At 71.4% G+C, this 16,761-nt stretch carries 14 protein-coding genes; 7 read left to right on the top strand and 7 right to left on the bottom strand.

What is annotated here, in order from left to right; all coding sequences use genetic code 11:
- Positions 1 to 167 precede the first annotated feature (167 nt).
- Together X946_RS20595 and X946_RS20590 are read left to right on the top strand one after the other, a co-directional pair.
- Complete coding sequence (locus X946_RS20595) at positions 168 to 1,724, top strand: trypsin-like peptidase domain-containing protein (protein ID WP_038751329.1); 1,557 nt, start codon at positions 168 to 170, stop codon at positions 1,722 to 1,724.
- Between the two features lie 154 nt (positions 1,725 to 1,878).
- Entirely contained in the window at positions 1,879 to 2,415 is a 537-nt protein-coding gene (locus tag X946_RS20590; protein ID WP_038751328.1) for an NUDIX domain-containing protein, read from the top strand.
- Between the two features lie 144 nt (positions 2,416 to 2,559).
- Here the strand turns inward: X946_RS20590 and X946_RS20585 are convergent, their stop codons facing one another.
- Positions 2,560 to 2,895, bottom strand: a complete 336-nt coding sequence (locus X946_RS20585; protein ID WP_038751326.1) for a YbjQ family protein — start codon at positions 2,893 to 2,895, stop codon at positions 2,560 to 2,562.
- Between the two features lie 215 nt (positions 2,896 to 3,110).
- On the opposite strand from X946_RS20585, the gene X946_RS20580 reads away from it, so the two are divergent.
- The 5 genes from X946_RS20580 (at position 3,111) to X946_RS20560 (ending at position 8,778) form a co-directional block, all read left to right on the top strand.
- Positions 3,111 to 4,259: an iron-containing alcohol dehydrogenase gene (locus X946_RS20580; RefSeq protein WP_038751325.1), complete on the top strand. Its 1,149-nt coding sequence runs from the start codon at positions 3,111 to 3,113 to the stop codon at positions 4,257 to 4,259.
- A 225-nt stretch (positions 4,260 to 4,484) separates the two neighbouring features.
- Positions 4,485 to 4,937 carry an acyl-CoA thioesterase gene (locus X946_RS20575; RefSeq protein WP_038751323.1) on the top strand — a complete coding sequence of 151 codons (453 nt, stop codon included), beginning with the start codon at positions 4,485 to 4,487 and terminating at the stop codon, positions 4,935 to 4,937.
- A gap of 4 nt (positions 4,938 to 4,941) precedes the next feature.
- Positions 4,942 to 5,877, top strand: a complete 936-nt coding sequence (locus X946_RS20570; RefSeq protein ID WP_038751321.1) for a branched-chain amino acid ABC transporter permease — start codon at positions 4,942 to 4,944, stop codon at positions 5,875 to 5,877.
- Complete coding sequence (locus tag X946_RS20565; RefSeq protein ID WP_038751319.1) at positions 5,870 to 8,077, top strand: branched-chain amino acid ABC transporter ATP-binding protein/permease; 2,208 nt, start codon at positions 5,870 to 5,872, stop codon at positions 8,075 to 8,077. The genes X946_RS20570 and X946_RS20565 overlap by 8 nt, the downstream gene beginning before the upstream one ends.
- Entirely contained in the window at positions 8,074 to 8,778 is a 705-nt protein-coding gene (locus X946_RS20560; protein WP_038751317.1) for an ABC transporter ATP-binding protein, read from the top strand. The genes X946_RS20565 and X946_RS20560 overlap by 4 nt, the downstream gene beginning before the upstream one ends.
- A gap of 188 nt (positions 8,779 to 8,966) precedes the next feature.
- On the opposite strand, the gene iolB is transcribed toward X946_RS20560, so the two are convergent.
- The 6 genes from iolB to X946_RS20530 are packed head-to-tail and all read right to left on the bottom strand — an operon-like array spanning position 8,967 to position 16,713.
- The gene (gene iolB, locus X946_RS20555) at positions 8,967 to 9,770 is read right to left on the bottom strand and encodes a 5-deoxy-glucuronate isomerase (RefSeq protein ID WP_038751315.1); all 804 of its coding nucleotides are present in this window, start codon (positions 9,768 to 9,770) and stop codon (positions 8,967 to 8,969) included.
- Positions 9,771 to 10,724: a myo-inosose-2 dehydratase gene (gene iolE / locus X946_RS20550; RefSeq protein WP_052145134.1), complete on the bottom strand. Its 954-nt coding sequence runs from the start codon at positions 10,722 to 10,724 to the stop codon at positions 9,771 to 9,773.
- Positions 10,721 to 12,733, bottom strand: coding sequence for a 3D-(3,5/4)-trihydroxycyclohexane-1,2-dione acylhydrolase (decyclizing) (gene iolD, locus X946_RS20545; RefSeq protein ID WP_052145133.1), 2,013 nt, complete (start codon positions 12,731 to 12,733; stop codon positions 10,721 to 10,723). Before iolD ends, iolE begins: the two co-directional genes overlap by 4 nt.
- A 10-nt stretch (positions 12,734 to 12,743) precedes the next feature.
- Complete coding sequence (locus tag X946_RS20540) at positions 12,744 to 14,741, bottom strand: bifunctional 5-dehydro-2-deoxygluconokinase/5-dehydro-2-deoxyphosphogluconate aldolase (RefSeq protein WP_038751311.1); 1,998 nt, start codon at positions 14,739 to 14,741, stop codon at positions 12,744 to 12,746.
- A 13-nt stretch (positions 14,742 to 14,754) separates the two neighbouring features.
- Entirely contained in the window at positions 14,755 to 15,555 is an 801-nt protein-coding gene (locus tag X946_RS20535; protein WP_038751310.1) for an ATP-binding cassette domain-containing protein, read from the bottom strand.
- Positions 15,556 to 15,567: 12 nt separating this feature from the next.
- Positions 15,568 to 16,713, bottom strand: coding sequence for an ABC transporter permease (locus tag X946_RS20530; protein ID WP_038751308.1), 1,146 nt, complete (start codon positions 16,711 to 16,713; stop codon positions 15,568 to 15,570).
- Positions 16,714 to 16,761 lie beyond the last annotated feature (48 nt).

The following is a 16,761-nucleotide window of genomic DNA, read 5'->3' as shown; positions in this document are numbered from 1 at the left end:
GCGCATCCGACGAACGTGCGTCGCAGGCCGCGGCGAATTGCGAATATCGTGAAAGCACGGACTGCCGGCCGTCGGCCGCTATGCAATAATCAATTCACCAGTGCGTGCTAGTCCTTTGCGCGCCGCGCAACGGGCCCCTGGCATAACGACTGCCTTGGAGGTGCACTGTGTCTCGTCAAACGCTTGGCCGCGCCCTGATTCACGCTGCAGCGATCGGGGCGGTGCTTGCGGGCTTTGCCTGCCTGCAGCCGACGGAGATCGCAGCGGGCACGTTGCCGCAAACCCTGAAGGCGAAGCGGATCGCGCAGACGGGCCCTGCGGGGCCGATCGATTTCCCCACGCTCGTCGAGCGTTACGGGCCCGCCGTCGTGAACGTGAGCGTGCCGGCGCAGGAGCCGCAGATGTCGGCGTCCGGCCTCGAGGCGCTCGACCCCGACGATCCGTTCTTCGCGTACTTCAAGCTCTCCGCGATGCAGCCGCCGACGTCCCAGGACAACGCGCCGCGCGCGATGGCGGGCGCGGGGTCCGGTTTCATCGTCAGCCCGGACGGCGTCATCCTCACGACCGCCTACGTGGTCGGGCAGGCGACCGAGGTGACGGTCCGCCTCGTCGATCGGCGCGAGTTCAAGGCGCGCGTGGTGGCGCTCGACGACCAGAGCGACGTGGCCGTGCTGCAGATCGATGCGACGAAGCTGCCGACGGTGCGGCTCGGCGATTCGTCGCGGGTGCGCGTCGGCGAGCCGGTGCTGACGATCGGCGCGCCGGACGGCGCCGCGAACACGGTGACGACGGGCATCGTCAGCGCGACGTCGCGCACGCTGCCGGACGGCGGCAGCTTCCCGTTCTTTCAGACCGACGTGACCGGCAATCTCGACAATTCGGGCGGCCCGGTGTTCAACCGCGCCGGCGAGGTGATCGGCATCGATGTGCAGATCTACGGGAGCGGCGACCGCAATCCGGGCGTGACGTTTGCGATTCCGATCAGTCTGGCGGTGAAGGTGCGCACGCAGGCGATGCAGGCGCAACAACAGGCTCAGCTGCAGGCGCGGCAACAGGCCCAACAGCAAGCCCAACAGCAGGCCCAGCAGCCGCAGTACGCGGCGCAGCAGAACGGGCTCGGCGTCGACGTGCAGGACGTCGGCCCGGGGCTCGCGGCGGCGTTCGGTTTGCCGCGGTCGGCGGGCGCGCTCGTCAACGCGGTCGAGCCGGGGTCGCCCGGGGCGGCGATCGGTTTGAAGCCGGGCGACGTGATCGTGCAGGTTGGCGACAGGCCGGTCGGCCGTTCGTCCGAGTTCGCCGGCGACGTGGCGGCGCTGCCGCCCGGCGCAAGCACGCCGATCAGGCTGGTGCGCAACCGCGCGCCGATGACACTGAGGCTCGGATCGGGCCCGGCGGCGGGCGCGGCGGCCGCCGGTTCGTCGGGCAGCGCGAGCGCCGGCCGAAGCGAAGCGGGCGGCGCGGATCGCCTCGGCCTGACGATGCATCCGCTGACGGACGACGAGCGCCGCTCGACGGGGTTGCCGGTCGGGATGGTGGTCGACGCGGTGCGCGGACCGGCGGCGAACGCGGGCATCCAGCCGGGCGACGTCGTGCTGGAGTTCAACGACACGCTGATCGAGACGCCGGACATGGTGCCTGCGTTGGAGGCGAAGGCGGGAAAGGTGGTCGCGGTGCTGATACAGCGCGGCGGCGAGCGCAAATTCGTGTCGGTCAAGGCGAGGTAGCGCCGATGCGGGGAGTGCGTGCCGCGCCAGGCGCGTCTCGATCGTCCAAACTCGCTAGAATTGGGCCTTCCCGACCCAAAAAAACGGCAGGACTCGCGCGCCGCGCCCGACGTATCCGAGCGAGCGGGCAAAGCCGCCGGCCGATTCCCGACAAATGACCACCGCAGACTACCGATTCTGTCCTCGCTGCGCGCGAGCGCTCACCGAGCGCGTCGATTCCATCGAGGAGGGCGGCCGCGTGCGCCGCGCGTGTCCCGACGAAACCTGCGGCTATGTCCATTGGAACAATCCGGTGCCCGTCGTCGCGGCGATCGTCGAATACGAAGGCAAGATTCTGCTCGCGCGCAACGCCGCGTGGCCCGAAGGCGTGTTCGCGCTCATCACCGGCTTCCTCGAGCGCGGCGAAACGCCCGAGGCGGGCATCGCCCGCGAAGTGCGCGAGGAGACGTCGCTCGACGCGGAATCGGTGAAGCTCGTCGGCGTTTATGAGTTCATTCGCAAGAACGAATTGATCATCGCGTATCACGTGCGCGCGAACGGGACGATTCGCCTGTCGCCGGAGTTGCTCGAATACCGGCTCGTCGATCCGCCGATGCTGCGGCCGTGGCGCGCCGGCACCGGCCAGGCGCTCGCCGACTGGATGCGCGCGCGCGGCCTCGACTTCGAAATCGTCGAGTTCCCCGGCCAGTAACGAAGCACGGAAACGGATTGGGCGCCGCGGCGGGCAAGCGGGGGCAGGCGACGAACAAGCCACGGACAAGCGGGGAACAAGCCACGAACAAGCCACGAACAAGCGGGCCGCGCCGGCGCGGCCCGCCGCCCCGGGCGGTCGGCGTCAGCCGGCGCGCGCCGCCTGCACCGCCGTGCCGTAGCACAGCACCTCGGTCACGCCCGACGCGATCTCGGTCGCGTCGTAGCGCATCCCGATGATCGCGTTGCCGCCCATCTGCCGCGCTTCTTCGACCATCCGCTCGTAGGCCTCCCGCCGCGCGCGCTCGCACAGCGACGTGTAGAGCGAGATGTTGCCGCCGAACAGCGTTTGAATCGACGCGCCGAACGTGCCGACGATCGAGCGCGAGCGCACGACGATGCCGCGCGCGACGCCGAGCGAGCGTTCGATCCGGTAGCCCGGAATGTCGAAAGCGGTCGTGATGAGCTGCGGATCTGCCATGATGTTTCCTCTTCGATGTGAAAATAACCTTGCGCCGCGCCTCTTGGAATTTGCCGCAATCTATGCTTTTCTGTGCGGCACGCCCCGCGTGCGCCGCGCCCGGCGTCGCATGTTCGCCCGGACGAAGGCCGCTTGTCCAGCGCCGGGCGGCGCATCGGCCGCGCGCGAACGTGCCGCCCGGCGATTCGAACGAGCGCGACCGAAGGAGACTTCCCGTGGCCTACATCTATTACCTGACGCACATTCATCTCGGCGACGACGCGCTCGCGATGCTCAAGGCCGAATGCGCGCGAAGCGGCATCGCGCGCCCGCTCGTCGTGACGGACAAGGGCGTCGCGGCGGCGGGGCTCGTCGATCGCGCGCTGGACGCGCTCGGGGCGGGCGCGCTGCCCGTGTTCGACGATACTCCGTCGAATCCGACCGAAGCCGCCGTGCTCGCCGCCGCGGCGCGCTACCGCGACGAAGGCTGCGACGGGCTCGTCGCGGTCGGCGGCGGCTCGGCGATCGATCTCGCGAAAGGCGTCGCGATCGCGGCGACGCATCCGCTGCCGCTCGCGCGATACGCGACGATCGAAGGCGGCAGCGAGCGGATCACCGCGGCCGTCGCGCCCCTCGTCGCGGTGCCGACGACCTCGGGCACGGGCAGCGAGGTCGCGCGCGGCGCGATCCTGATCCTCACCGACGGCCGCAAGCTCGGTTTCCATTCGTGGCACCTGCTGCCGAAGGCGGCGATCTGCGATCCGTCGCTGACGCTCGGCCTGCCGCCCGGCCTCACGGCCGCGACCGGCATGGACGCGATCGCGCACTGCATCGAAACGTTCCTCGCGCCGGCGTTCAACCCGCCCGCCGACGGCATCGCGCTCGACGGCCTCGAGCGCGCGTGGGCGCACATCGAGCGCGCGACGCACGACGGCGGCGACCGCGCCGCGCGTCTTGCGATGATGAGCGCGTCGATGCAGGGCGCGATGGCGTTCCAGAAGGGGCTCGGCTGCGTGCATTCGCTGTCGCATCCGTTGGGCGGCGTGAAGGTGAACGGCAAGACGTCGCTGCATCACGGCACGCTGAACGCGGTCGTGCTGCCCGCGGTGCTGCGTTTCAACGAAAGCGCGGCGAGCGTGGTCGCCGAGCGCCGCTATGCGCGGATGCGCCGCGTGATGAATCTGCCCGAGCGCGCGGATCTGCCGCAGGCGCTACACGACATGACCGCGCGCCTCGGCCTGCCGACGGGACTCCGGCAAATGGGCGTCGACGAGCGCGTGTTCGAGCACGTGATCGAAGGCGCGCTCGTCGATCATTGCCACAAGACGAATCCGCGCGTCGCGACGGCGGACGACTACCGGCGCATGCTCGTCGAATCGCTGTGACGGCGCCGCGCGCGGTTTCGCCGGCATCTTCTGCGGCGTGTCCGCGGTTGCGTTCGTCAGCGCGTTCGTCAGCGCGTTCACCGGCGATTCCGGGCGACGCGGCGACGCCGCCCGATCGCGCAGCCGCCGCCTCGCCGTCGCGCCGCCTCGCCGCCTCGCCGTCGCGCCGCCGTGCGGCCATCCTCAACCCATCGTCAAGCAACCGTCCTTTCGCATCGCGCCGACATGTCCTCAGCCAAACCCGTTCCGCTGCCGCGCAGCGCCTACCGCCATTTCCTGCCGATCACGACGCGCTGGATGGACAACGACGTCTACGGGCACGTGAACAACGTCGTCTACTACAGCTACTTCGACACGGTCGTCAACGAATACCTGATCCGCCGCGGCGTGCTTGACGTCGAGCACGGCGAGACGATCGGCCTCGTGGTCGAGACGCAGTGCAACTACTTCGCGCCGCTCGTGTTTCCGCAGCGCGTCGAAGCGGGGCTGCGGGTCGCGCGGCTCGGCTCGTCGAGCGTGCGCTACGAGGTCGGCCTGTTCGCCGACGGCGACGCGTCGGCCGCCGCGCAAGGGCATTTCGTGCACGTGTACGTCGATCGCGCGACGCGCCGTCCGGTGCCGCTGCCCGAGCCGTTGCGCGCCGCGCTCGCGCCGCTCGCCGCGCCGCAGGCGGCCTGACACGGTGCAGTCGATCGTCGTCAATCTGCTGAACGGCCTGAGCTACGGGCTGTTGCTGTTCATGCTGTGCGCGGGGCTCACGCTGATCTTCAGCATGCTGGGCGTGCTGAACTTCGCGCATGCGAGCTTCTACATGCTCGGCGCGTATGCCGGCTACGCGATTGCCGCGCGCACGAGTTTCTGGGTCGCGCTCGTCGCCGCGCCGCTCGTCGTCGGCGCGCTCGGCGCGTTGTGCGAACGCGCGCTGCTGCGGCGGGTGAGGGCGAGCGGCCATCTCGACGAATTGCTGCTCACGTTCGGGCTCGCGTATCTGATCGCCGAGGGCGTGAAGCTCGTCTGGGGGCTCGCGCCGCTCGCCGCGCCCGTGCCCGCCGCGCTCGACGGCGCCGCGTTCACCGTCGACGGCGCGGTGTTTCCGCGCTATCGCGTGTTCATGATGATCGTGTCGGTCGCGATGCTCGGCGCGTCGTGGGCGATGCTGCGCGTGTCGCAGACGGGGCTCGTCGTGCGCGCGGCGCTCACGCATCGTGCGGCGGTCGAGGCGCTCGGCCACGACGTGCCGCGCGTGATGACGCTCGTGTTCGGCGCGGGCACGGCGCTCGCCGCGCTCGCGGGCGTGATCGGCGCGCCGCTCGCGGTGATCGAGCCCGCGATGGCGCAGACGCTCGGCTCGGTCGTGTTCGCGGTGATCGTGATCGGCGGGCTCGGCTCGCTCGCGGGCGCGCTCGTCGCGTCGCTCGCGGTCGGTTGCGCGCAGACGTTCGCGACGGCGAGCCGAGCGTCGCTCGGCGACGCGGGCGAATGGGCGGGCATCGCGTTGCCCGACGCGTGGCGCGCGCTGACGCTCGCGCAGCTCGCGCCGCTGATTCCGTATCTGCTGCTCGTCGCGGTGCTCGCGTGCCGCGCGCGCGGCCTGCTCGGCGAGCGCGACGATGTCTAGCGCGGCCGTGCGAAGCCGTCTGGCCGTCGCGCTGCCGTGGCTCGCGCTCGTCGCGCTGCTCGCCGCGCCCGCGCTCGCGTGGCCGCGCGGCTGGGTGCTCGGCTATCTCGCGCAGACGGCCGCGATGATCGTGCTCGCGCTGTCTTACAACCTGCTGCTCGGCACGACGGGACTGCTGTCGTTCGGGCATGCGGCGTTCGCCGGGCTCGGCGCGTTCGCCGCCGCGCACGGGTTCAATCGCTACGGCCTGCCGCTGCCGCTCGTGCCGCTCGCCGGCGGCGTCGCGGGCGCGGGCTTCGGCGCGCTGTTCGGCTTCATCGCGACGCGGCGCGCGGGCACCGCGTTCGCGATGATCACGCTCGGGCTCGGCGAGCTCGTCGCGGCCGCCGCGTGGAGCGTGCCTGACTGGTTCGGCGGCGCGGGCGGCGTGTCGATCGACCGGGCGAGCGGCCCCGCGCTCGGCGCGTGGGATTTCGGCAAGCCGGCGCAGGCGTATGCGCTGATCGCGATCTGGTGCGTCGTCGCGGCGGCCGCGATGCGCGCGCTCGTGCGCACGCCGCTCGCGCGGCTCGCGAACGCGGTGCGCGACAACCCGGCGCGCGTCGCCGCGCTCGGCACCGATCCGCGCCGCGTACGCTACGCGATGGCGATCGCGGCGGCGTTTTTCGCGGGCGTGTCGGGCGCGCTGACGCTGATCGACGTCGAGGTCGCCACGTCGGAGAGCGTCGGCATGCTGCGCTCGGGCGCGGTGCTGTTCGCGGCCGTGATCGGCGGTGCGACGAGCTTCTTCGGGCCCGCCGTCGGCGCGGTGCTGCTGACGTTCTTCAGCGTGTTCGTCGCGAGCGTGTCGCGCGCGTGGCTGCTGTATCTGGGGCTGCTGTTCGTCGCGGTCGTGCTGGCGGCGCCGGGCGGCGCGAGCGGCTGGCCGCGCGCGCGGCGCGAGGCGCGGCGGCGCGGCGGCGCGCGCTTCGACTGGCGGCGCGAGCTGCTCGGCGCGCTCGCGGCGCTCGCGGGCGGCGTCGCGATCGTGTTCGTCGTCGAGCTCGCGTATGCGCTGCGGTTCGCGCAAGACGACGCACGGCGCGCCGTCATCGGGCTCTGGCGGTTCGATGCAGGCGCGCCGCTCGGCTGGGCGATCGCGGCGGCCGCGGCGGCGATCGGCGCGGGGTTCGCGCAGGCGGCGCGGCGGCGCGGCGCGAATCGTGCTCGTGCGGATCTCGCGGATCGCGTGATTCGCGCGAATGCCTCGGATGATTCGAATGCTCGGGACATCGATGCGGCCGGCGCGCCCGGCATGCCGTACGCGAGCGGCGCAGCCGGCGCAGGCGGCAAGGCGAGCGCGCTTGCGCCCCGTGCGGCGGTTGCCTCCGACGACGCAGCCGCGCTCGCAGCCCGCGCCTCGGCCGCCGCGGCCGATCCCGAGCGCGCGAGCGCCCACGCGGCGACCGCGCCTGCCGCGTTGCGCCTGACGAACGTCGGCAAGTCGTTCGGCGCGACGCCGGTTCTCGTCGGCGTCGATCTGACGATCCGCGCCGGCGAGCGCCATGCGTTGATCGGCCCGAACGGCGCCGGCAAGTCGACGCTCTTCAACCTGATCGCGGGCGCGCTCGCGCCGACGCATGGCCGCATCGAGCTGAACGGCACCGATCTCGGGCGGCGCGGCCCGCATGCGGTCGCGCGCCTCGGGCTCGCGCGCAGCTTCCAGCAGACGAGCGTGTTCACGCGGATGAGCGTCTACGACAACCTGCGCTGCGCGGCGCTCCACGCGCCGCGGCAGCGCCGCCGCTGGCGCAACCGGCTCGCGGGCGCCGCCGAGATCGATCGCGCCGCCGACGCCGCGCTCGCGTCGATCGGCCTCGCCGCGCATCGCGACGCGCTCGCGGGCAGCCTGAGCTACGCGGAGCAGCGCGCGCTCGACGTGGGCCTCGCGCTCGCGAGCGGCGCGTCGGTGTTCCTGTTCGACGAGCCGACGGCCGGCATGAGCCGCGAGCAGGCGCGGCGCACGATCGCGCTGATCCGGCGCGCGACGGCGGGCAGGACGGTGCTGATGATCGAGCACGACATGGACGCGGTGTTCGGCTTCGCCGATCGCGTATCGGTGCTCGTGCGCGGCGAGCTCGTCGCGACCGGCGCGCCCGCGGCGATTCGCGCGAACGCGGCCGTGCGCGCCGCGTATCTCGGCGAGGCGTTCGGGCGATGAGCGCGTTGCTCGAACTGCGCGGCGTGCGTGCCGGATACGGCGCGCTGCCGGTGCTCGACGGCGTCGACCTGCGGATCGCGGCGGGCGAGGCCGTCGCGCTCGTCGGCCGCAACGGCTCGGGCCGCTCGACGCTCGCGAAGGCGGTCATCGGAATCGTGCGGGCGGCGGGGACGGTGCGCGTCGACGGCGTCGACGTCGCGGGCGCGCCGCCGTTCGAGATCGCGCGGCGCGGCGTCGGCTACGTCGCCGAGAGCCGCGACGTGTTTGCGTTGCTGAGCGTCGAGGACAATCTGCGGCTCGGCTTGCGCGGCATGTCCGGCGCGGCTGCGCGCGCGGCGCTCGCCGACGCGCGCCGGCGCTATCCGATGCTCGCCGAGCGCTGGCGGACGAAGGCGGGCGTGCTGTCGGGCGGCGAGCAGCAGATGCTCGCGCTCGCGCGCGCGCTGATCGGCGCGCCGCGCGTGCTGATCGTCGACGAGCCGGCCGAAGGGCTCGCGCCGCTCGCGGTCGAGCAGGTGCGCGCGTGTCTTGCCGACGCGAAGGCGCAAGGCGTCGCGCTGCTCCTGATCGAGCAGCGGATGCAGCTCGCGCCCGCGCTCGCGGCGCGCGTCGCGGTGATGGGGCGGGGGAGAATCGTCTACGACGGCGCGGCGAATGCGCTCGATGCGGGAATCGTCGAGCGTTGGCTGAGCGTCGGTTGACGGGCGGCGGGGCGGACGGCCGCGTCGAACTCGCGAGCGGTGCGCCGATCTTGCGGCGCGGGCGGCGATCGCGCGCCGGCTGGCCGCCAAATGGTCGCTGATTGGTCGCCGATTGGTCGCCGATTGGTCGCCGGCCGGCCACCGAATGTCCACCGAATGGCCGCCCGGCAGCCGCCGCGGTTTCGCCGTTACCGCCCGCCGCTCAGCAGCCACTCGTGCGCCGGATCGTTCTTGAAGTGCCACACGCGGCTCGGCCCGGCCATCACGTTCAGGTAGTACGACTCGTACCCGTATGGCACGACGACCGGGTGATAGCCGCGCGGCACCAGCACGACGTCGTGATCGCAGACGGCCATCGATTCGTCGATGTCGCGCGAATCGGTGTACACGCGCTGGAACACGAAGCCCTGCGGCGGATGCACGCGGTGGTAGTACGTCTCTTCGAGCGCGCTTTCGGCGGGCGCGTTGTCGGTGTCGTGCTTGTGCGGCGGATAGCTCGACGAATGCCCGGACGGCGTGCGCACCTCGACGACGAGGAGCGACTCGGCGGGCTCGGTCTGCGGCAGGATATCGCAGACGTAGCGCGTGTTCGCGCCGCTGCCGCGCACCGAGCGCCGCATCTGCGACGGCTTGATGAGCCGCGCCGGATAGCGTCCGGCCGCGGGCGCGCTCGCGACGCCGAGCTCCGCGTCGCGCGACGCGCGCACGGCGACGGATCGCATCGGCGGCAGGTACAGCGCGTACGGCGCGACGCCGTCGAACACGCTGTCGCGCGAGCCGAGCCCGGTCCAGCGGGTGCCGTCGTCCGCCTCGACGTCGACGGTGCCCGTCAGCACGACGATGCACATCTCGCGCGCGGCCTCGGCGAGCGCGAGCGCCTCGCCCGCCTTCAGCCGATACGCGGCGAAGCCGACGTGCTTCCAGTGCGCCGATTCCGGCGTGACGCGCGCGATCGACGCGCCGTCGGCCGCGCCCTTCACGAGCAGACTCATTTAAGCGGCCTCCTGGTCGACGGGATCGACGGGATCGACGGGATCGACGGGATCGACGGGCGGGAGCGGCGCGTCCACGAGCGCGCGCAGCGTCCGATAGCCCTTTTGCGCGTACGCGTAGCTCGGCGCGACGGCCGGGTCCTGCTCGGCCTCGACGACGAGCCAGCCGCGATAGCCGTGGCGCTTCAGCATGCCGACGATCGTCGGGAAATCGATCGCGCCGTCGCCCGGCACCGTGAACGCGCCGGCGATCACCGCGTCGAGGAAGCTCCAGTCGCGGTTGCGCGCGAGCCTGATCACGGCCGGGCGCACGTCCTTGCAATGGACGTGGCACACGCGGCCGATGTGCTTCGCGAGCTCGGCGACCGGATCGCCGCCGCCGAACGTCATGTGCCCGGCGTCGAACAGGAGGCCCACCGCGTCGCTCGTGCTCGCCATCAGCCGGTCGACGTCGGCCGGGGATTCGACGTATGCGCCCATGTGATGGTGATAGCCGAGCCGCACGCCCTGCGAGCGCGTGTAGCGCGCGAACGCGTCGACGCGCTCGGCGTACGCGTCCCAGCGCGCGTCGTCGACGAAGCGCGGGCGCTGGTAGAGCGGCGCGGGCGAGCCCTGGATCGTGCCCGCCACTTCGCCGTAGACCATCACGCTCGCGCCGTTTTTCGCGAGCAGCTCCAGGTGCGGGCCGACCGCGTCGATCTCTTCCTGCACGCCGCGCTCGGCGAGCCGGCCCGAATGCCAGCCGGACACGAGCGACAGATCGTATTGCGCGAGCAGCGCCTTCAGCGCCTGCGGCTCGCGCGGAAACTTGTTGCCGAGCTCGAAGCCTTCATAGCCGATCTCGCGGCCCTCGGTCAGCGCGACGGACAGCGGCGTCTCGCCGCCGAGCGACGGCAGGTCGTCGTTCATCCACGACAGCGGATTGATGCCGATACGGATCTCGGGTGTGCTCATGTCGATGATTCCGGGGTAGAGGTCGAAGGCGAAGCGGGGGCCACGCCGGCGCGCGCGGCGAGCCGCCGCTCGTAGTTCGCGCGCGCGTCGCGCACCGCGTCGCGCGGCGACACTTCGGGCACCGCGACTTCCCACCACCAGCCGCCGTCGGGCGTCGTGCGGGCGGGGTCGGTGTCGATGCAGATCACGTATGTGCGATCGGACGCGCGGGCGCGCGCCATCGCCGCTTCGAGCGCGGCGACGTCCGCGACGTGCTCCGCGTGCGCGCCCAACGCGCGCGCGTGCGCGGCGAAATCGATGCGCGGCGCGCCGAGCGGGCCCTGCACGCAGTCGTCGAACAGGTTGTTGAACGGCGCGCCGCCGCACGCCTGCTGCAGCCGGTTGATGCAGCCGTAGCCGCGGTTGTCGAGCACGACGACGACGAGCTTCGCGCCGAGCATCACCGACGTCGCGATCTCGCTGTTCATCATCAGATAGCTGCCGTCGCCGACCATCACGATCACTTCGCGCGCGGGTCTGGCGAGCTTCGCGCCGAGGCCGCCCGCGATCTCGTAACCCATGCACGAATAGCCGTATTCGACGTGATAGCCGCCCGGCGCCGCCGCGCGCCAGAGCTTGTGCAGCTCGGCGGGCAGCGTGCCCGCGGCGCACACGGCGATGTCGCGCACGGCCGAGTCGGGCGCCGAGCGCTGCACCGCGCCGATCACGTCGGCGTCGTACGGCAGCGCGCCCGCGCGCTGCGGCGTGTGCGTGAGCGCGTTCACCGCGTCGCGCCATTCGCTCGCGAGCGTGCGCGCGCGGGCCGTCCACGCGGCGTCGGCGCGCCAGCCTTCGAGGCGCGCGCCGAGCGCGTCGAGCGCGAGCCGCGCGTCGGCCTGCACGATCGACGCGCGGTGTTTCAGCGCATCGAATGCGTTCGCGTTGATGCCGACGACGCGCGCCTGCGCGAACAGCGTGTTCGAGCCCGTCGTGAAATCCTGCAGCCGCGTGCCGAGCGCGATCACGCAGTCGGCGTCGTTCGCGAGCGCGTTCGCGGCGGGCGAGCCCGTCACGCCGACGGCGCCCGCGTTCAGCGGATGATCCCACGGCAGCGCGCTCTTGCCGGCCTGCGTCTCGCCCACCGGAATGCCGTGCCGGTCGGCGAACGCGGCGAGCGCGGCCGCGCCGCCCTCGCTGTACAGCGCGCCGCCGCCCGCGACGATGAACGGGCGCTTCGCCGCGCGCAATTGCGCGAGCGTCGCGTCGAGCTCCGCTTCGACGGGCGCGGGCGCATGGAACGTGACGACGCGCGGCGCGAAGAACTCGGCCGGATAGTCGTACGCCATCGCCTGCACGTCCTGCGGCAACGCGAGCGTGACCGGGCCGCAGAGCGCCGCGTCGGTCAGCACGCGCAGCGCGCGCGGCAGCGCGCTCAGCAACTGGGCCGGGTGCACGATCCGGTCGAAATAGCGCGACACGGCCTTGAACGCGTCGTTCGCCGAAAGCCCGCCGTCGTGGAAATCCTCGATCTGCTGCAGCACCGGGTCCGGCGCGCGCGACACGAACACGTCGCCCGGCAGCAGCAGCACCGGCAGCCGGTTCACGTGCGCGAGCGCCGCCGCTGTGACGAGGTTCGTCGCGCCGGGGCCGATCGACGTCGTCACGGCCATCATCCGGCGGCGCAAGTGCGCCTTCGCGTAGGCGATCGCGCTGTGCGCCATCGCCTGCTCGTTGTGCGCGCGGTAGGTCGGCAACGCGTCGCGGTGCTGATGGAGCGCCTCGCCGAGGCCGGCGACGTTGCCGTGCCCGAAGATCGCGAACACGCCGCCGAAGAGGGGCGCGCCGCCGTCGGCCCGGCCGCCGCCGTCGCCGTCGTCGTTCGCCGCGACGCGCTGCGCGGCCAGATACCGCACGAGCGCCTGCGCGGCGGTCAGCCGGATCGTGCCGCACGCGTTCGCGGCCGGATCGTCGTTGATGTCGTTCACGCTGGAATCCCGTCGGGTTTCGTCATCCGTTGCTCTGCGATTCATGCGCAGGCTCCTAGGCGGCCGCGCGCCGCGCGGCCGCGTGCCCGTCGCGCGCGCCGCTTTGCGCGCGCGCCGCGCGCCACGCGCCGATCAGCGTCTCGAACGTCCGCCGCACGCGCGCGATCAGCTCGGCGTCGCCGATCTCGCCGGCGAGCCACGCGCGGCTCGGCTCGTGGAAGATCGTGCGGCCGACCGTGAAGCCGCGGCACGTGGCGGACGCGGCCGCCGCCTTGAAGCCGTCGACGAGCTCGTCGACGGGCGCGGACAGGCCGAGCAGCACGACGCCGCGGCAGTGCGGATCGCGCTCGGCGATCAGCGCGTCGATCGCCTGCCATTGCGCGGCGTCGAGCGGCGCGAGCTTCCACCATTCCGGCTGGATGCCGAGGTTGTACAGGCGCTTGAGCGCGCGGTGCACGGTGTCGGCCGCCTGCGGCAGGTCCGCGCGGCGCGGCGGGATCACTTCGAGCAGCAGCTCGTGGCCGCTCGCCTGCACCGCGTCGTACAGCGCGCGCAGCTGCGTTTCCTGCTCGATCCGCTGCTCGGCGGTTTCGTCCGGATGGTATTGAACGAGGCACTTCGCGACGTGCTCCTGCGGCCACGACACGAGCGTCGTGCCGATCGAGCGGCCGTGATCGAATTCGAGCGGCAGCGATCCGGGCAGCTCGACCGGGCGGCCGATCCACCAGCCGCGGCCCGTCGCGTCGTTGAGCGCGTCCTGGCCGTAGCGGTCGTCGATCAGCACGCCGATCCGGCCGGCGAGCCCGAGCTGCGCCTGCGTCTGCGCGACCGCCTCGACGAACAGGCGCTTGAGCGCTTCGATGCGCGCGACGCTCGCGCCCGTTTGCCGCGCGAGCTCGAAGAACTGATTGCGATGATCGAACGCGAAGCCGAGCACCTCGTCGCGCGGCGTGCGCGCGGGCGTCACGCGGTGCAGCCGCGCGAGCGTCGGATCGAGGTCGGGGCGGCGCATCCGCGCCGGATCGCGCTTCGCCTCGCCGAGGAAATGCGCGAGCTCGGCGGGCGTCGGCATCGCGGGCGAGCAGCCGTGCCGGGACACGACGAGCGCGCCGCACGCGTTCGCCGCGCGCGCCGCCTCGGCGAACGGCCGCCCGCGCAGCCATTGCGACAGGAAGCCCGACGCGAACGCGTCGCCCGCGCCGAGCACGTTCATCACCTCGACTTCGACGCCGCGGATGATCGGCAGCGCGTCGAGCGTCGCGGGCACGTCGCCGTCGACGATCGAGCAGCCGAGCGGCCCGCGCTTGACGACGAGCGCAGCGCACGTCACCGCGCGCACCATCGCGAGCGCGTCGAGCAGCGCGTCCTTGCCGCCCGCGATGCGGAATTCCTCCTCGGTGCCGATCACGACGTCGAACAGCGGCAAGATCCGCTGCAGGTGCGCGGTCACGCCTTCGTTCGCGACGAAGCGCGTCTCGCCGTCGGCCTTGTCCGTCAGGCCCCACAGCACGGGGCGATAGTCGATGTCGAGCACCGTGCGCACCTGGTTGCGGCGCGCGTAGTCGAGCGCGCGGCGGCTCGCGCGCATCACCCGCTCGGTCGAGAAGTGCGTACCGGTGATGAGAAGCGCCTTCGACGACGCGATGAACGCCTCGTCGAAGTCGCTTTCGTCGAGCGCCATGTCCGCGCAGTTCTCGCGATGGAAAATGAGCGGAAACGTGTCGCGATCTTTCAGGCCGAGCAGCACGAGCGCGGTGAGGCGCTCGGGATCGGTGCGCAGGCGGCTCGTGTCGCAGCCTTCGCGCGCGAGCGTCTCGAGCACGAAACGGCCCATGTGATCGTGGCCCACGCGCGAGAGCATCGCCGATTTGAGGCCGAGCCGCGCGCAGCCGAACGCGATGTTGCCCGACGAGCCGCCGAGATATTTCGCGAAGCTCGACGCATCCTCGAGCCGAGCGCCGATCTGCTGCGCGTAGAGATCGACGGCGACGCGGCCGATGCAGATCACGTCGAGCGGGCGATTCTGCGAAAGGGGGAGAGTAGGGAAAGTCATCGCGAGTCCTGGATCAAATGGTCGCGCCGTCGAGTTCGGCGATCATCTTCTGCATCTCGGCGCCGCCCGCCATCATGTCGAGCACCTCGTTCTTGCTGATCGTGTCCTTCGTGAACGTGCCGAGCGAGCGGCCGCGGTTGAGCAGCGTGAACGAATCGCCGATCGGGTACGCGTGATGCACGTTGTGCGTGATGAAGATCACCGAGATCCCTTTCGCGCGCGCGGTGTGGATCAGCTTCAGCACGTTGAAGCTCTGCTTGACGCCGAGCGCGGCGGTCGGCTCGTCGAGGATCAGCACGCGCGCGCCGAAGTGGATCGCACGCGCGATCGCGAGACACTGCCGCTCGCCGCCCGACATCGTGCCGATCGGCTGATGCGCGTCGCGCACGTTGATGCCCATTTCGGCGAGCTTCGCGCGGGCGATCTGCGCGCTCGCATCGAGATCCATCACGTTGACGAAGCCGAACAGCTTCTTCCGCAGCTCGCGGCCCATGAAGAAGTTGCGCGCGACCGACAGCAGCGGCACGAGCGCGAGATCCTGATAGACGGTCGCGATGCCGAGATCGAGCGCGTCCTTCGGCGATGCGAAGCGCACCGGCTCGCCGTCGACGAGGTACTGCCCGTCGGACGGCTGGTGCACGCCCGCGAGCGTCTTGATGAGCGTCGACTTGCCGGCGCCGTTGTCGCCGAGCAGGCAATGCACCTCGCCGCGCTTCAAGCGCAGCGTGACGCCCGACAGCGCGATCACCTTGCCGAAATACTTGCTGACGTTCTCGAGCGAGAGAATCGTATCGTTGGATGCTGAGGTGGACATGCTTGAACTCCGTTACGATTGCGACACGCGGCGGCGCACGTAGTGGTTGAACAGCACGGCGACGAGCAGCATCACGCCGAGGAACACGCGGAACCAGTCCGAGCTGATGTTCGTGTAGGTGATGCCGATCTGCACGACGCCGAAGATGAGCGCGCCGAACGCCGCGCCGATCACCGATCCGTAGCCGCCCGTGAGCAGCGTGCCGCCGATCACCGCGGCGATGATCGCCTCGAACTCCTTCTGCAGCCCGCGGTCGGCCGCGGCCGAACCGATGTCGGCCACCTGCAGCACCGCGAACAGGCACGCGCAGAACGCGGTGAGCACGAACAGCGAGATCTTCACGCGGCGCACCGGCACGCCGACGTTCTTCGCCGCGTGCGCGTCGCCGCCCGACGCGAGTATCCAGTTGCCGTAGCGCGTCTTCGCGAGCACGAACGCGCCGATCGCGGTGACGGCGAACCACCACAGCAGCACCTTCGGCACGCCGGGCACGAGCGGCTCGCCGTTGTCGAGCACCTGGCCGACGCCTGCGTGCGCGAGCCAGCGGAACAGGTCGTGGAACGCGACGCCCTGGAACATCAGGTGCACGACGGGGTCCGCATGCGCGTAGTCGCCGAGGCCCGAGACGATCGTGCGGTCGGCGAACATGATCGAGAGCGCGAGCGTCAAGCCGCGCAGGATGAACAGGAACGCGAGCGTGACGATGAACGAAGGCAGCTTCGTGCGCATCACGAGATAGCCGTTCAGCGCGCCGAGCGCCATCGAGCCCGCGAACGCGAACAGCACCGCGAGCCAGATCGGCCAGTGGAAGTAGACGGTCGGAATCGCGACCATCATCCCGGCGAAGCCGATCATCGAGCCGATCGACAGGTCGAACTCGCCCGCGACCATCAGCAGGCACGCGCCGACGGCGAGAATGCCGAGGTAGGCCGCGACCTGCGACCAGTTCATGATGCCGTCGAGATTGAACATCCCGGAGCCGCCCGCGCCGAACGCGAACACCGCGAACACGAGCGCGGCGCCGGAAATCGCGGCGAACTCGGGGCGATTGAGAAAGCGCTGGAACCACGCCTCGCCGCGCAGCCGCTCGTCGGACGCGGCGCCCGGCTGCGGCTTCTCGTGTGCATGCGCTGACATGTGCTTGCCGACTACACCCATGATGTCTCCTTGATGCCCGGCGCTCGGCGCGTTCGGCCCCGCTTCGCC

It is taken from the genome of Burkholderia sp. ABCPW 111 (genome assembly GCF_000773065.1).
Lineage (GTDB): Bacteria > Pseudomonadota > Gammaproteobacteria > Burkholderiales > Burkholderiaceae > Burkholderia > Burkholderia savannae.
Note: the sequence above shows the minus strand (reverse complement) of the source record. Positions and strands in the feature narration are given on the sequence as shown.

Excerpts from the sequence above, each read along its gene's own strand:
- iolD (WP_052145133.1), bottom strand. The coding sequence starts at position 12,733 with ATGAATCGCAGAGCAACGGATGACGAAACCCGACGGGATTCCAGCGTG.
- X946_RS20530 (WP_038751308.1), bottom strand. The coding sequence starts at position 16,713 with ATGGGTGTAGTCGGCAAGCACATGTCAGCGCATGCACACGAGAAGCCG.
- X946_RS20535 (WP_038751310.1), bottom strand. The coding sequence starts at position 15,555 with ATGTCCACCTCAGCATCCAACGATACGATTCTCTCGCTCGAGAACGTC.
- X946_RS20590 (WP_038751328.1), top strand. The coding sequence starts at position 1,879 with ATGACCACCGCAGACTACCGATTCTGTCCTCGCTGCGCGCGAGCGCTC.
- X946_RS20560 (WP_038751317.1), top strand. The coding sequence starts at position 8,074 with ATGAGCGCGTTGCTCGAACTGCGCGGCGTGCGTGCCGGATACGGCGCG.
- iolE (WP_052145134.1), bottom strand. The coding sequence starts at position 10,724 with ATGAGCACACCCGAGATCCGTATCGGCATCAATCCGCTGTCGTGGATG.
- X946_RS20575 (WP_038751323.1), top strand. The coding sequence starts at position 4,485 with ATGTCCTCAGCCAAACCCGTTCCGCTGCCGCGCAGCGCCTACCGCCAT.
- iolB (WP_038751315.1), bottom strand. The coding sequence starts at position 9,770 with ATGAGTCTGCTCGTGAAGGGCGCGGCCGACGGCGCGTCGATCGCGCGC.
- X946_RS20565 (WP_038751319.1), top strand. The coding sequence starts at position 5,870 with ATGTCTAGCGCGGCCGTGCGAAGCCGTCTGGCCGTCGCGCTGCCGTGG.
- X946_RS20540 (WP_038751311.1), bottom strand. The coding sequence starts at position 14,741 with ATGACTTTCCCTACTCTCCCCCTTTCGCAGAATCGCCCGCTCGACGTG.
- X946_RS20585 (WP_038751326.1), bottom strand. The coding sequence starts at position 2,895 with ATGGCAGATCCGCAGCTCATCACGACCGCTTTCGACATTCCGGGCTAC.